The sequence below is a fragment of the Pseudarthrobacter sp. WHRI 8279 genome (genome assembly GCF_040224115.2).
Lineage (GTDB): Bacteria > Actinomycetota > Actinomycetes > Actinomycetales > Micrococcaceae > Arthrobacter.
This window is the reverse complement of sequence record NZ_CP168162.1, coordinates 2,118,939-2,134,028: the sequence shown is the minus strand read 5'-3', so window position 1 is coordinate 2,134,028 and position 15,090 is coordinate 2,118,939. Positions and strand designations below refer to the sequence as shown.

The 15,090-nt window shown below is 64.7% G+C and carries 11 protein-coding genes and 2 tRNA genes; 12 read left to right on the top strand and 1 reads right to left on the bottom strand.

Annotated features, from left to right (window positions below):
• The first annotated feature begins 28 nt into the window (after nt 1-28).
• From ABRP28_RS09760 to ABRP28_RS09730, 7 genes are all read left to right on the top strand, one after another.
• Complete coding sequence (locus ABRP28_RS09760; RefSeq protein ID WP_350005935.1) at nt 29-2,161, top strand: DEAD/DEAH box helicase; 2,133 nt, start codon at nt 29-31, stop codon at nt 2,159-2,161.
• 235 nt (nt 2,162-2,396) lie between these two features.
• On the top strand, nt 2,397-3,581 hold the full coding sequence (locus ABRP28_RS09755; protein WP_374152828.1) for an IS30 family transposase: 1,185 nt from the start codon (nt 2,397-2,399) through the stop codon (nt 3,579-3,581).
• Nucleotides 3,582-3,865: 284 nt separating this feature from the next.
• A tRNA-Thr gene (locus ABRP28_RS09750) sits at nt 3,866-3,937 on the top strand.
• A gap of 61 nt (nt 3,938-3,998) precedes the next feature.
• Nucleotides 3,999-4,075 (top strand) — tRNA-Met (locus ABRP28_RS09745).
• Between the two features lie 235 nt (nt 4,076-4,310).
• The gene (locus ABRP28_RS09740; protein ID WP_374152964.1) at nt 4,311-5,633 is read left to right on the top strand and encodes a YjiH family protein; all 1,323 of its coding nucleotides are present in this window, start codon (nt 4,311-4,313) and stop codon (nt 5,631-5,633) included.
• 29 nt (nt 5,634-5,662) lie between these two features.
• Nucleotides 5,663-6,220: a dihydrofolate reductase family protein gene (locus ABRP28_RS09735; protein WP_350006089.1), complete on the top strand. Its 558-nt coding sequence runs from the start codon at nt 5,663-5,665 to the stop codon at nt 6,218-6,220.
• 63 nt (nt 6,221-6,283) lie between these two features.
• A complete protein-coding gene (locus ABRP28_RS09730; protein ID WP_350006091.1) occupies nt 6,284-6,940 on the top strand; it encodes an SDR family oxidoreductase in 657 nt (218 codons plus the stop codon).
• Between the two features lie 12 nt (nt 6,941-6,952).
• Here the strand turns inward: ABRP28_RS09730 and ABRP28_RS09725 are convergent, their stop codons facing one another.
• A complete protein-coding gene (locus ABRP28_RS09725) occupies nt 6,953-8,179 on the bottom strand; it encodes an ROK family protein (RefSeq protein WP_350006093.1) in 1,227 nt (408 codons plus the stop codon).
• Between the two features lie 226 nt (nt 8,180-8,405).
• Here ABRP28_RS09725 and ABRP28_RS09720 point away from each other — a divergent pair, with 226 nt between their 5' ends.
• From ABRP28_RS09720 to ABRP28_RS09700, 5 genes are all read left to right on the top strand, one after another.
• Complete coding sequence (locus ABRP28_RS09720; protein ID WP_350006095.1) at nt 8,406-9,677, top strand: extracellular solute-binding protein; 1,272 nt, start codon at nt 8,406-8,408, stop codon at nt 9,675-9,677.
• A 23-nt stretch (nt 9,678-9,700) separates the two neighbouring features.
• On the top strand, nt 9,701-10,612 hold the full coding sequence (locus ABRP28_RS09715) for a sugar ABC transporter permease (protein WP_350006097.1): 912 nt from the start codon (nt 9,701-9,703) through the stop codon (nt 10,610-10,612).
• Nucleotides 10,612-11,523, top strand: coding sequence for a carbohydrate ABC transporter permease (locus ABRP28_RS09710; protein WP_350006099.1), 912 nt, complete (start codon nt 10,612-10,614; stop codon nt 11,521-11,523). The genes ABRP28_RS09715 and ABRP28_RS09710 overlap by 1 nt, the downstream gene beginning before the upstream one ends.
• 56 nt (nt 11,524-11,579) lie before the next feature.
• Entirely contained in the window at nt 11,580-13,259 is a 1,680-nt protein-coding gene (locus ABRP28_RS09705) for a glycoside hydrolase family 13 protein (protein WP_374152972.1), read from the top strand.
• Nucleotides 13,260-13,359: 100 nt separating this feature from the next.
• On the top strand, nt 13,360-15,072 hold the full coding sequence (locus ABRP28_RS09700; protein ID WP_350006103.1) for a glycoside hydrolase family 13 protein: 1,713 nt from the start codon (nt 13,360-13,362) through the stop codon (nt 15,070-15,072).
• Nucleotides 15,073-15,090 lie beyond the last annotated feature (18 nt).

Genomic DNA, 15,090 nt, shown 5'->3' with positions numbered 1-15,090 from the left:
GCCCCCTATGGATGAGGAATACTTCCCTATGCCCGAAAATCACAACGACGCCAACGCTGAAGCAGCAACTGCCAGCATCGAGTTCACCGAGCCCGCTGCCCCCGCAGCCGAGGCCGCACCGGCACCCGCCGAAGCTCCTGAAGCCAAGGCCGACGAAGCGCCCGCCACCACGGCTGAGGAAGCGCCTGCCGCTCCCGCCGCCAAGGCTGAGGAAGACGAAGAAGAAGGCATCAAGTTCGCCGATCTCGGCATCGACGGCCGCGTCCTCGCCGCCCTGCAGGATGTCGGCTATGAAAAGCCTTCCCCCATCCAGGCAGCAACCATCCCGCTGCTGCTCGAAGGCCGCGACGTCGTGGGCCTCGCCCAGACCGGCACCGGTAAGACTGCAGCATTCGCAGTACCGGCATTGTCCCGCCTGGCCGAGCTCCACGACCTCAATGGCCCCTCCCGCAAGACCCAGGCCCTGGTTCTGGCTCCCACCCGCGAGCTGGCACTCCAGGTTGCCGAGGCCTTCACCTCGTACGCCAAGCACATCGACGACTTCACGGTCCTGCCCGTCTACGGCGGCTCCGCTTACGGCCCCCAGCTCGCCGGCCTGCGCCGCGGAGCCCAGGTTGTCGTCGGTACCCCCGGCCGCGTGATCGACCACATCTCCAAGGGTTCCCTGGACCTGTCCGAGCTCCAGTACCTGGTGCTGGACGAGGCCGACGAGATGCTGCGCATGGGCTTCGCCGAAGACGTGGAGCAGATCTTCCAGCAGACCCCGTCGGACCGCCAGGTCGCGCTTTTCTCCGCCACCATGCCGAGCCAGATCCGCCGCATGTCCAAGCAGTACCTGAACAACCCGGCCGAGATCTCCGTCAAGTCCAAGACCACCACCGGCGCCAACACCCGCCAGCGGTACCTGCAGGTCATGGGCCCGCACAAGCTCGATGCCATGACCCGCATCCTCGAGGTTGAAGAGTTCGACGGCGTCATTGCCTTCGTGCGCACCAAGATGGCCACCGAGGACCTGGCTGACAAGCTGAAGTCCCGCGGCTTCCAGGCCGCCGCCATCAACGGTGACATCCCGCAGCAGCAGCGTGAGCGCACTGTGGACGCGCTGAAGGAAGGCCGCATCGACATCCTCGTGGCCACCGACGTCGCGGCCCGTGGCCTTGACGTGGAGCGCATCAGCCACGTCATCAACTACGACATCCCGCACGACACCGAGTCCTACGTGCACCGCATCGGCCGCACCGGCCGTGCAGGCCGCTCGGGCGACGCCATCCTGTTCATGACGCCGCGCGAGAAGTACCTGCTGCGTTCCATCGAGAAGGCCACCCGCCAGCCGGTGGAGCAGATGCACCTGCCCACGGCCGAGACCGTAAACACGCTGCGCCTGGGCAAGTTCGCCGAGAAGATCACCGAGACCCTGGCCTCCGAGGACGTTGCCCCGTTCCGCGACCTGATCGCCTCCTACGAGGAAGAGCACAACGTGCCGGCGGCGGAGATCGCCGCAGCCCTTGCCGTGATGGCGCAGGGCGGGCAGCCGCTGCTGGTGAAGGAACTGCCTGCAGCTCCCGAGTTCCAGAAGCGCGAGCGCTCCAAGGACGGCTTCGGCTCCCGTGGCCCCACCCGTGCGCTCACCGAGGGCAACGCTACCTACCGGATCGCAGTCGGACGCCGCCAGCGCGTCATGCCGGGTTCCATCGTGGGTGCCATTGCCAACGAGGGCGGTATTTCCTCGGCCCAGATCGGCGGCATCGACATCCGTTCGGACCACTCCCTGGTGGAGCTCCCGGCGGACCTGAGCCCCGAGCAGCTGCGCGCCCTGTCCCGCACCCGGATCGGCGGCGAGCTGATCCACCTCGAGCTGGACAACGGCCGCAAGCCGTCCGGCGACCGCGGCTCCTACCAGGGCAACCGCGGCGGTGACCGGGGAGGCAACTTCAAGGGCAACGGCGGGTTCAAGAAGGAATTCCGCAAGAACGACGGCGAGCGCTCCTCCGCTGACCGCGGCGGCCGCTCCTACAGCGAGCGTTCCTTCAGCGCCGACAGCGGTGCCAACCGCGGCCAGGCCAGCGACTCCCGCTTCGGCGGCCACGGAGACGGCTCCCGCAAGCCCCGCCACGGCAACGAGGGCGGCCAGCGGGACTTCAACCGCAAGGGCAAGTGGTAAACCCGTCAGCTAGCTGACACGTTCCCCTGGTGGGCCGGCTTTCGAGCCGGCCCACCGGCGTTTAAGGCGTGCTTTCAGTGAACGTCCGACGGCGGCCGGCGGCGGGGGAGTCTCTGGAACCTCCGGCCCGCCCCCCCCTGCCTGCTCCGTCCTGTGAGTTTTTGTCTAGATATGCAGACTTCAGGTGCGGCAGATTCATATGGTGGTTGCAACGTTCTGATTGATGGAGCGTTTGATGCCGAAGTTGTTTCCTGTCCATGTTCGTGATGATTTTCTTGATTTGGTGTGCTCCGGCGCGTCCGTCAGTGAGGCTGCACGGCGTGTCGGAGCCTCGCGCGGGACCGGGAAGAAGTGGTGGGCCGAGTCTGGTCAGATGACGCTGAGCATCTCGGCCCATGGCGGCCTGGCAGATCCTGCCCCGTCCGTGGAGGTCTCCTGCGGGCGGGCACTAAGCGAAGCCGAGAGGGGGATGATCCAGATGGGCCGGCAAGCCGGGATGAGCTACGCGAAGATCGGTGCGGCCATCGGACGGGACAAGTCCGTCATCTGGCGGGAGGTCAACCGCAACTGTGACGCCGAGGGCAGGTACAACGCTAAAGTCGCGCACACCAGAGCCCATCAGGCACGCCGCCGGCCCAAGCCCTTCAAGCTCATCGAGGACGAGGATTTGTGCCGGCTGATCGCGGTGTGGATGGACGATGGGTGGAGTCCGAAGCTGATCTCGTCGATGCTGGCGTTTTACTTTGCCGGTGACCAGACTATGCAGGTGAGCCACGAGACGATCTACCAGGCCCTGTATGTCCAAACCCGCGGAAGCCTGCGGAAAGACCTGGCCGAAAACCTCAGCCTGAAACGTAAACAACGCATCCCCCACACCGCCGACCGGCTCAAGAGCAGCCCCTACAAGGAGGCGTTCAAGATCAGCGAACGCCCCGCCGAGGTCCAGGACCGGGCGGTCCCCGGGCACTGGGAAGGTGACTTGATCATCGGTTCTGACGGGACCGCGATCGGCACTCTCGTGGAGCGCTCAACCCGGTTCACGATCCTGCTGCACCTGCCCGGGGACCATACCGCCGAAACCGTCGCCGCCGCGATGATCCGGGAAATGGCGAACCTCCCGGAGCACCTGCGCCGCTCGATCACCTGGGACCGCGGCACAGAACTCGCCGGCTACGCGAAGATCCAGACCGCGCTGGAAACCACGCTCTATTTCTGCGACCCGCACTCGCCCTGGCAGCGCGGCACCAATGAAAACACCAACCGGCTCCTGCGGTTCTGGTTCGAAAAAGGCTCCGACCTCTCGGCCCATACCCCTGAGGACCTCAACCGCATCGCGGCAAAGCTCAACCGCCGCCCCCGACCGACCCTCAACCTCGATACCCCAGCCAACCGGCTAAACCAGCTGCTGCAAGCGGCCTAACCACCCCGCGTTGCTCCCACCACTTGACATTGCCTGCCTCGAAGCCTGCATATCTGGACAAAAACTCGACGGGGAGTGTGGGGATCGACACATCCTTGGCGCGGGTCCTTCGGAGAAGGCCCTGGCCCGGTCCGCCTGAAAGGGCTAAAGGGGTTGGATTTCCCTTGAGTTTCCGGCCTTTTCGGGCGGGTAGAGCACTTGTCGGAGGCTGTTCCAGCCCCTCCACGCCTGCCTGGACGCCGATTTGTTGGTGGGTAAATCTTCCGGTAGAGTATTTACTCGTTGCCCCCCTAGCTCAGTGGTAGAGCGCGTTCTTGGTAAGAACGAGGTCACCGGATCGATTCCGGTGGGGGGCTCTGGATGAGGGCCTGTGTCAAGGCGGTTTTGACCGGCTTGACGCAGGTTTTTCTCATTCGTGGCGGTGTAGCTCAGTTGGTTAGAGCGCACGACTCATAATCGTGAGGTCGGGAGATCGAGCCTCCCCACCGCTACCAAGTAAGACCCCCGAAATCCCTGTGATTCCGGGGGTCTTTAGCTTTAACTTCCTGGGTCCAGGCAAGCCGGCGCGCTCGATTACAGGATGGCGCCCCCAGGCAGCATCCACCCTGAGTCTCCTATCCGAGACTGCTGTGGCGTGCAGTCCATTGTTCCTGCCCGTGATTCACGGTGCGATGGATCTGTTCACAAAACGCCGGCCCGCACGGACCGGCCGCAGTCAGGAGACAGACCTTGGCCATCACCTCGCAAGCCCCGCGCACAGCGTCGCGCCACATGTGGAAGTTGTTTGTTTACAGCGGCATCGGTGCATTCATGTTCTTCGTGCCGGTAACGATAGCGGGCAAAAACACCATCATGCTGGACCACATCGTCTCGTTCCTCCAGGCGAACATCGGTCCGGTCCTGCCCTTCTATGCTCTCGCCGTGATTATTGCCGGTGCCGGGTACCCCTTCGTTGCGGGCACCTGGAAAAGGTCCGCGGTTGAGGTGGTCTTCTCCCTGCTGAAAGTCGTGGGGATGGTGGTGGGCTTCATGATGGTTTTCAAGGTAGGTCCCGCATGGCTGTTTGAACCGGGCATGGGGCCGTTCCTGTTCGAAAAGCTCGTCATTCCCGTGGGGCTGCTTGTCCCCATTGGCGCGGTTTTCCTGGCGCTCCTGGTCAGCTACGGCCTGCTGGAATTCATCGGAGTCATGGTCCAGCGCGTCATGCGCCCCATCTGGCGAACTCCCGGCCGGTCCGCGATCGACGCCGTCGCCTCCTTCGTGGGCAGCTACTCCCTTGGCCTGCTCATCACCAACCGCGTCTACAAGGAAGGCAAATACACCGCCCGCGAGTCGGCCATCATTGCCACCGGGTTTTCGACCGTTTCCGCCACGTTCATGGTGATCGTGGCCAAAACCCTGGACCTGATGGGCCAGTGGACCGCCTACTTCTGGATCACCTTCCTGGTCACGTTCGTTGTCACCGCCATCACCGTCCGGATCTGGCCCTTGAACAGCATCCCGGACGAGTACCACCCCGAGGCCGTGCCACAGCCGGAGGAGGACGTTACCGGCCGCAGGCTCGCCGTCGCCTGGCGTGAGGCCCGGCAGACTGTGGAAGCAGCGCCCTCGCTGGCAGTGAACGTGTGGACCAACGTCCGGGACGGCGTCCTGATGGCCATGGCCATTCTCCCGTCCATCCTTTCCATCGGCCTGCTGGGACTGGTCCTTGCCACTTACACTCCCGTGTTCGACTGGCTCGGCTTCCTCTTCTACCCCTTCACCTGGGCGCTGCAGCTGCCCGAACCCATGCTGGTGGCCAAAGCCAGCGCCGTTGGTGTTGCGGAGATGTTCCTTCCCGCGCTCCTTGCAGCGGAGGCAGCCCCGGTGGTCAAGTTCGTTGTGGCTGTTGTGTCCGTATCCGGGATCATCTTCTTCTCCGCGCTGGTGCCCTGCATCATGGCCACCGACATCCCCATTCCGGTCTGGAAGCTGGTGGTCATCTGGTTCCAGCGCGTGGTCCTTACGTTGGTCCTCGTGACGCCCATGGCGTTCCTGCTGTTTCCCTCCTAAAAACCCGGCCGGGGAGGCAGAATGGGCGCATGGCTGACCTCATCTACACCGGCATCACCTCCCTGGACGGCTACCTTGCGGACAGCAACGGGAACTTCGACTGGAGTGCGCCCGATGAGGAAGTGCACGCCTTCGTCAACGACCTGGAGCGCGACGCCGGGACCTACCTTCTGGGGCGGCGCATGTACGGCGTCATGTCCGTGTGGGAAACGCTCGGAGGGCCGGACGATCCGCCCGTGATCCAGGATTACGGCCGGATCTGGCGGGCGGCGGACAAGATTGTTTTCTCGGAAACCCTGCAGCTCCCGCCTGCTCCACGGACAACAGTCCGGCGCTCCTTCGATCCAGCGGCCGTCAGGGAATTGAAAGCGGACACGAGCGGCAGCATTGGTATCGGCGGCGCCACCCTGGCGGCCGCCGCGCTCCGGGCCGGGCTGGTGGACGAATGCCGAATCTTCCTCAACCCGGTGGCCGTGGGAGGCGGCCTGCGTTTTCTGCCGGACGGCCTGAACCTCCGGCTCGAACTCGTGGAGGAGCGCCGGTTCGGAAACGGTGTCATGTACCTGCGCTACCGCATTGCCGGCTAGGACGGGCAGCCGCCGACGCGCCGGTGGCGTGGCATCGGCGGGCCGGGGGAGCAGAATAGGGCCATGACCCGAATCGCAATCATTGGCGGCCACGGAAAAGTGGCCCTGCACCTGTCCAGCCTCCTCACGGACGAGGGACACGGCGTCACCTCGTTCATCCGCAACCCGGACCATGCCGGCGACGTTGCGGAAACCGGCGCAACGCCGTCGGTCCTCGATGTGGAGAATGCGACGACGGCGGAGATCGCCGCTGCGCTGAAGGGACACGACGCCCTGGTCTGGTCCGCAGGCGCAGGCGGCGGGGACCCGGAGCGGACCTACGCGGTGGACCGCGATGCTGCCATCAGGTCAATGGATGCCGCAGCGGAGGCCGGCGTGGGGCGCTACGTGATGGTCTCCTACCTGGGAGCCGGCAGGAACCATGGCGTGCCGGAAAGCAACAGCTTCTTTGCGTATGCCGAAGCGAAGGCCGCCGCCGACGACTATCTGCGCACCACAGGCCTCGCGTGGACCATCCTGGGCCCCGGAGCCTTGACGGACAAGCCGGGGAGCGGCCTGATCGACGTCGACCCCTCCCCGGAGGGCAGCCGCGAAACCTCCCGCAGCAACACCGCAAGCGTGGCCGTGGCCGTCCTGGAAATGCCGGAGACCGCGGGCAGGACCATCGAGTTCTGCGACGGCAGCCTGCCTATCGCCGCCGCCCTGCAGCCGCCCGCGTAACGTGAGGTTCTTCTAGGTAACGGGCTGGGCGGGTTTCGGGAACGAAGCGGGATACAGGTCCAGTGCGTGCTCTTCGACGTAATCCAGGGCCAGGCGGATGGCCCCGATGGAAACGATGCCGTCGCCAAGGGAGGAGGCCTCCACACGCGGCGGAGTGAAGGTAAAGTTCGGCAGCTGCTCTTCGATGGCGGGGATGAGGGTGCGCGCAGAGGCTGCGACGGCTCCCGCGAGGACGACGAGTTCAGGGTTTACCAGCGTGCTCACGGAACCGATCACACGGGCCATGCGGTGTGCCACCCGGCTGAGGACGTCCTGGGAGACCTCGTCACCGTCCCCGGCCGCGGCAAACACCATTTCGGCCGTGAGGCGTTCCGCTGCGCCGCCGCAGAGCTTGTCCAGCTGCGTTTTGGCGCCGGCGGCGAGCGCTTCCTGGCCCCACAGTGCCACGTAGTGCGCGATGCCGAGGGTGTCGCCAACCCCTTCGACATTGCCCAGGTAGCCCAGCTCGCCGAAGCCGCCAAGCTGCCCGTGCAGCAGGCGGCCGGATTCCAGGATGCCGGCGCCAAGACGGTCCCCGGCAAGCATAACGACGAGGTTGTCGACGCCCTGGGCCATGCCCCGCCAGCGTTCAGCCAGCGCGGCCAGATTGGCATCGTTCTCCAGCAGCACGTGCCAGCCGTGCCGCTCGGACACCAGCCGGCGGACATCAAAAGACTTCCAGAATTCCTGGACGGTGAGGACTTCGCCGTCGCGGCTTACCGGTGCGGCGACCCCCACGGATACAGCCAGCACGGAGTCCGCGGACACCGCCGCCTTCTCCAGGGCCTCCGAGGCGATGCGGTCCAGCACGTCGGCGCGCTCATCAGCGGGCACGTTGTAGGCGCGGAAAGGCGTGGTCACCCTGGAGAGGGCCTTGCCCGCCATGTCGGCGACGATGGTCGTGATTTTGTTGGCCCCGATGTCGATGCCGAGAACGCTGGCCGCTCGGTCGTCAAAAACGAACCTGCGCGCCGGCCTGCCTTTGACATATCCCTCGGCGCCCCGTTGGTTTTCCAGTTCCTGGAGCCATCCGAGCCGGACAAGCTCATCGCAAATCGAGATGACCGTGGCCCGGGAGAGCCCGGTGGCCGCCATGAGGTCCGTGCCCGTCATGATGCCGGCCCCGCGCATTGCCTTGAGCATCGCACTGGCGTTGACCCGCCGCACCAACTGTGTTGACGGTGCAGTATCAGTCATCATCGCGCGCTCCCAATTCGGCCTGCCACAGGATGTATCCGCAGGTGCTTCTAAATTTAGGTCATAAATATAGCCGAGGAAACATGTTGCGCAGTCCTTGACCTCTGCGCGGTCCGCCCGCCATACTAACGATAGGAGCTAAATTTACCTCTTATATCAACTCGCGGTGACGCATCAGCCGTCCCCGCCGTGATCATGCGGCGTTCTGCCGCACCACGAAAGGACGAGGGTGTCTTTGAAACTGACTCGCACACCACGCACAGCAGTGCTGGGGCTATGCCTGGCCTTGCTTGCGGGCCTCCTCTCAGGCTGCACGGGAGACTCCGGCAAGGAGACGATCCGCTTCACGTTCAGCAAGCGGGAGGCCATCGGCTTCATGACGAAACTGGTGGCCGATTACAACGCCTCGCAGGACAGCACGGAGGTCGTCCTGGATACCTCCGGCGTCGACGTCGTCTCAGCGAGTTTTGTGCGGGGCAATCCGCCGGACATCGCCCTGGCGAACTACAACATGGAAACGGCAAGGTTTGTGCAGCGCGGTGCGTTGAGCGACCTGTCCGGAACGCAGGCTGCCACCCGCATCCGGAAGGACCTGCAGCCGCTGATGGATCAGTACGGCTCTTATCCAGGCCGGACCAGCGCCCTGCCGTACTCAGTGATGGCGTCCTCGGTGATCTACAACAAAGAGATCTTCGCCGCCCACGGTATCGAGGTGCCCAAGACCTGGAGCGAGCTGCTCGCAGCGTGTGAGGCCCTCAAGGCCGCCGGTGTGACGCCGTTCTATGCCACTTGGAAGGACGACTGGACGGTTGCCCAGGGATGGTTTGACTACTCCGTGGGCGGCCAGGTGGACACCATCGACTTCTTTGGCAAACTTGCCGAGGCGGGCACGGATGTGGGACCGGACTCGACGGTGTCGTTTCAAAAGGACTTTGAACAGCCCGTCGAAAAGATGCTGAAGCTGGCGGGCAGCTATGTCAACAAAGACGCCGCGAGCAGGGGCTATGGCGACGGCAACCTCGCTTTTTCCCAGGGCAAGGCGGCCATGTACCTGCAGGGCCCGTGGGCATTCAGCGAGATCGCGAAGACCGCTCCCAATCTTCAGCTGGGAACCTTTCCGCTGCCGGTGACGGAGAACCCCGATGACCTGAGCGTGCGGGTCAATGTCGATCTCGCGGCGTGGATTCCGGAGGAATCCAAGCACAAGGACGCTGCGCGCGACTTCCTCGAGTATCTCTACCGGCCGGAAATCATTGAAGAGTACAACAAGTCGCAGCTGGGCTTCACGCCCACCATCGATGCCGCCGCGGCTCCGGACCCGCGAATCGAGGGCATGGTGGAGTACTACGAAAACGGCGATGTGTACCAAGGTCCGTCGGTGCTGGTGCCGCGCACCATCCCGATCATGAATTACACCCAGGCGCTCGTGTTGGGCGCAGATCCTGCAGCCACCTTCCGCACACTCGACGCAGACTGGGCGCGGCTGGCGTACCGCCAGTAGCGCAGAACAAGGGAGCCAGACACATGTCCACCACCACAGCAACCAGACGGGGGCAGGCCCGCCCCGAAAGCCGCCGCAGGCGGCGGGTCGAACCGATCTTCTACCTTTTCCTCTTGCCCAGCCTCGTTCTCTTTACCCTGGCGATCACGGTCCCCGGCATTGTTGGCATCTTCTTCAGCTTCACGGACTCCATCGGAATCGGCGACTGGGAGTTCGCCGGCCTGACGAACTACATAGCAATTTTCAGCGATCCGGCCATTCTGCAGAGCTACCTGTTCACCTTCGGCTTCTCCATAGTCACCGTGCTGGTGGTGAACGTCATCGCCTTCCTCCTGGCGGTGGGGCTCACTTCGCAGATCCGCATGAAGACAGCGCTGCGGACCATCTTCGTCATCCCCATGGTGGTCTCCGGCATCATCATCGCCTATGTTTTCAACTTCCTGTTTTCCAACTCGCTGCCCGCCACGGGTGCGGCGGCAGGCATCTCCTGGCTGGAAACGAGCCTCCTGGCAAATCCTGACCTTGCGTGGATTGCCATCGTGGTGGTTACCGCCTGGCAGGCAGTGCCCGGGGCGCTGCTGATCTACATCGCCGGCCTCGTCTCGATCCCGGGGGACGTGTACGAGGCTGCGGAGATCGATGGCGCGAGCAAGTTCCAGCAGCTCCTGAAGATCACCGCTCCGCTTGTGGCCGGGTACGTGGTGATCAACATCATTCTCGGATTCAAGGGCTTCCTCAACGCTTACGACATCATCGTTGGACTCACGAACGGTGGCCCGGGAACCTCAACAAGAAGCATTGCGATGACCGTCATCGCCGGCTTCAACGGTGGCGATTATGCCTACCAGATGGCCAACGCGACGATCTTCTTTGTCGTCGCTGTCCTCATCTCTCTCCTGCAGCTGTCGCTGACTCGCGGACGGAACACACTCTAATGACCACTCCATCAACCCTCACCGCCGAGGAACTCCACCACACCGAATCAACCCCCGCCGGGAACGGACGGCGACGCCCGGGCCTGAAGGTCGAGCGGGTGAACTGGCCGGGCACCACCATCCTGGTCCTCTGCGCTGTCACGGTCCTGCTTCCGCTCTACGTGACCGTGTCCATGGCCTTCAAAACCCAAGGGCAGGCTGTGGACGGCAACGCGTTCTCATTCCCTGCCCCCTTCAGCATCGACGGCTTCGTCCAGGCGTGGACGCTGACGAACTTTCCCGTCGGCGCCGCAATGTCGTTGCTGGTCACGGCAGGGACCGTTGTAGCGACGATCGTGCTGGCCGCATTTGCCTCGTATGCGATTGTGCGCAACTGGGAACGCAGGTTGTTCCGGTACTCCTTCTACTACCTGCTCGCGGCAATGTTCATTCCTTTCCCGGTCGTAGCGCTGCCGCAAATCCAGATGACCGGCCGCCTGGGCCTGGACAACCCGCTGGGCGTGATCCTGCTCGCCACCATGTTCCAGTTGAGCTTCAGCGTGCTGCTGTTTACGGCGTTCCTGCGGTCGATCCCCATGGAGCTTGAAGAGAGCGCACGTATTGACGGCGCCACCACCTGGCAGACGTTCTGGAAACTGATCTTTCCCCTGCTGGCGCCGATGAGCGCCACGGTCGGCATTTTTGCCTTCCTCTACGCCTGGAATGACTTCATGATGCCTTCGCTGATCATCTCCGACCCGGCACTGCAAACCCTTCCAGTGCGGCAGAACCTGTTCCAGACCCAGTTCAGCAACAACTACCACGTGTCCTTTGCGTCTTATCTGATGGCCATGGCTCCGGCTATCGTGGCTTATCTCTTTACCCAGCGGTGGGTCATGGCCGGCGTCACGCAGGGTGCCGTCAAAGGCTGAGTACCGCCAGCATGCACGCCATCAACAACTCCAGCACCCCGGAAAGGGGAAACCGCTTGTCCATCCTCGCCAGCCAGACGCACCACGCCGACAACGGTCCCGCGGACGCCACCAACTGGTGGCGCCAGGCCGCGGTTTACCAGATCTATCCACGCAGTTTCGCCGACTCGAACGGCGACGGGATTGGGGACCTCAAGGGCATTGCCGCGAAGGTGCCGTACTTGAAGGGCCTGGGGATCGACGCCGTGTGGCTGAGCCCGTTTTACCCCTCGGCCCTGGCCGACGGCGGCTACGACGTCGATGACTACCGCGACGTCGACCCCAAGATCGGCAGCCTGGCGGATTTCGATTCCATGGCCGCGGCTCTGCATGCGGCGGGCATCAAGGTAATCGTGGACATCGTCCCGAACCACTCCTCCAACCGGCACGCCTGGTTCCAGGAAGCCCTGGCCGCCCCCAAGGGGTCACCGGCCCGGCAGCGGTACCACTTCAGGGACGGCAAGGGCGAGCACGGCGAACTGCCGCCGTCGGACTGGACAGCCGCTTTCGGCGGCCCCGCCTGGTCCCGGGTGGACGACGGCCAGTGGTACCTGCACACCTTCACTCCCGAACAGCCGGACTGGAACTGGGACAACCCGGAGGTCCGTGCGGACTTCCTCACGACCCTGCGCTTCTGGGCTGACCGCGGCGTGGACGGCTTCCGCGTGGACGTGGCCAACCTTCTGGTCAAGGACCTCCCCGCCGAGCTTCCCAGCAAGCAGGAACTGGACGCGATGGACCGTACCGTGGGGACGCACCCGCTCATGGACCGTGATGAGGTCCACGAGATCTACGCAGAATGGCGCAAGGTCTTCAACGAATACGACCCGCCGCGGTTTGCCGTGGCGGAGGCATGGGTGGAGACCGCCGCCCGGCGGGCCAAGTACGCCTCTCCTGAGGGACTGGGCCAGGCTTTCAGCTTCGACCTGCTCCTGGCCGACTTCAACGCTCCCCAGTTCCGCACCATCATCACGGACAACCTAGAACAGGCCCGCCTCACCGGCTCCACCACCACCTGGGTCTTTTCCAACCATGACGTCACCCGCCACGCCACACGCTACGGTCTGGAACCGCTCAACGGCCGGCCGGGAAAACCGGGGGTGGACTGGGTCAAAGCGGGCGGCCCCCGCGAAGCGCTGGACGTGGAAGGCGGCATCCGCCGCGCCAAGGCCGCCACGTTGCTCATGCTCGCCCTTCCCGGCTCCGCGTACCTCTACCAGGGCGAGGAACTGGGGCTGCACGAGGTGGCGGACATCCCCGCTGACCAGCGCCAGGACCCGTCATTCTTCCGGGGCGCGGAGTACGACGGCCTGGGCCGGGACGGCTGCCGCGTGCCCCTGCCCTGGGATCCCTCGGGACCATCCTTCGGCTTCGGTGCCAACGGCGCCCACCTGCCCCAGCCCGACTGGTTCGCCGAATACGCAGCCAGCAGCCAGGACGCCAGCGACACCTCAACCCTGAACTTCTACCGGCAGGCACTGGCGCTGCGCCGCGAACTCCAGGGTGCAGAGACCCTGGAATGGAGCGGCAGCGGAGATGAACAGGTGCTGCACTTTGTGCGCCCGGGCGGCTGGCACGTCGTGGCCAACTTCGGTACCGCCGCCGTCGAACTGCCTGCCGGCAGGGTCCTGATCTCCAGCGGCGGGATCACAGACGGCAAGCTTCCAGGAGAATCAACCGCCTGGCTCAAGGCCTGAAGCGGCGTCCGGGGCGCGCAGCAGCCCTGCTGTTGACCTTCCGCGCCCGGCCGGAACATACTGGTCAAAAGAAAATTTAGATACTAAATAAAGGAGTGTTGTGAGCACCACCGCCACCCTGGCAACCCTGTCCGATTCCGGCCCACTGTCCGATCCGAACTGGTGGCGGCAGGCCGCCGTCTACCAGATCTACCCGCGCAGTTTCGCCGACTCCAACGGCGACGGCATCGGCGACCTCAAGGGCATCACCTCCAAGGTGCCGTACCTGAAGGCACTGGGTATCGACGCCGTGTGGCTGAGCCCCTTCTACCCCTCGGCGCTCGCCGACGGCGGCTACGACGTCGATGACTACCGCGACGTCGATCCCAAACTGGGCACCCTGGACGACTTCGACGAGATGGCCAAAACGCTGCACGGGGCCGGCATCAAGCTCATCGCCGACATCGTCCCCAACCACTCCTCCAACCGCCACGAGTGGTTCAAGGAAGCACTCGCCTCGCCCAAGGGCTCACCCGCCAGGGACCGCTACATCTTCCGTGACGGCAAGGGCCCGGACGGCGAGTTCCCGCCGTCGGACTGGGACTCCGTGTTCGGCGGCCCCGCCTGGGAGCGCATCACCGAACCGGACGGCACCCCCGGCCAGTGGTACATGCACATCTTCGCCAAGGAGCAGCCAGACCTGAACTGGTCCAACCGCGAGGTCCGCGACGACTTCCTCAAGACCCTGCGCTTCTGGTCCGACCGCGGTGTGGACGGCTTCCGGGTGGACGTGGCCCACGCCCTCACCAAGGACCTCACCGAACCGCTGCTGTCCAAGCTGGAACTGAGCGCCGCCAACACCGGTGTGGACGGTTTCGACGACGGCACCCACCCGTTCTGGGACCGCGACGAGGTCCACGAGGTGTACGCCGAGTGGCGTGAGGTCTTCAACGAGTACAACCCGCCGCGCACCGCCGTGGCCGAGGCCTGGGTGCACGCCACCCGCCGGGCCCGCTACGCCAGCCCGCAGGGGCTCGGCCAGGCCTTCAACTTCGACCTGCTGCAGGCAGATTTCGACGCCGACGAGTTCCGCGAGATCATCACCCGCAACCTGGCTGAGGCCGCCGCCACCGGGGCCTCCTCCACCTGGGTGTTCTCCAACCACGACGTCGTCCGGCACGCCACCCGCTACGGGCTGCCGCAGGTTTCCAAGACCAAGGCAGGAGCCAAGGGCCAGGACGGCAAGGACTGGCTGCTTGCCGGCGGCCCCAAGGACCAGCTGGATGTGGAGCTGGGTGAACGCCGTGCCCGCGCGGCAACCCTGCTGATGCTGGCAGTGCCGGGGTCTGCCTACCTTTACCAGGGTGAGGAACTGGGCCTGCAGGAAGTGGCGGAGATCCCTGAATCCGAACGCCAGGACCCCTCCTTCTTCCGGAACAGGGGAGTGGAAATCGGCCGCGACGGCTGCCGCGTGCCCTTGCCCTGGAAGGTGGAAGGCACCTCCTTCGGCTTCGGCGACGGCGGGGCGCACCTGCCGCAGCCGGACTGGTTCAGCAAGTACGCCGTGGAGGCGCAGGACGGCACCGAAGGCTCCACCCTGGAGCTGTACCGCACCGCCCTGAAGCTGCGGCACGAGCTGCAGGCGGATGAGGACCTGGAATGGGTGGAGAACGCCAACCCGGAGGTCCTGCACTTCCGCCGCCCCGGCGGCTGGCAGTCCGTGACCAACTTCGGGGACACCGCCGTCGAACTCCCCGCGGGGACCGTCCTGGTCAGCAGCGCAGCGCTGGAAGACGGCAAGCTGCCCGGCGGCACCACCGCATGGCTGCGCTGATGCCTGCACGCGTCCCGG

Bases quoted from the DNA above. Each gene is read 5' to 3' on its own strand.
- ABRP28_RS09760 (WP_350005935.1), top strand. From the start codon at position 29: ATGCCCGAAAATCACAACGACGCCAACGCTGAAGCAGCAACTGCCAGC.
- ABRP28_RS09755 (WP_374152828.1), top strand. From the start codon at position 2,397: ATGCCGAAGTTGTTTCCTGTCCATGTTCGTGATGATTTTCTTGATTTG.
- ABRP28_RS09735 (WP_350006089.1), top strand. From the start codon at position 5,663: ATGGCTGACCTCATCTACACCGGCATCACCTCCCTGGACGGCTACCTT.
- ABRP28_RS09730 (WP_350006091.1), top strand. From the start codon at position 6,284: ATGACCCGAATCGCAATCATTGGCGGCCACGGAAAAGTGGCCCTGCAC.
- ABRP28_RS09725 (WP_350006093.1), bottom strand. From the start codon at position 8,179: ATGATGACTGATACTGCACCGTCAACACAGTTGGTGCGGCGGGTCAAC.
- ABRP28_RS09715 (WP_350006097.1), top strand. From the start codon at position 9,701: ATGTCCACCACCACAGCAACCAGACGGGGGCAGGCCCGCCCCGAAAGC.
- ABRP28_RS09710 (WP_350006099.1), top strand. From the start codon at position 10,612: ATGACCACTCCATCAACCCTCACCGCCGAGGAACTCCACCACACCGAA.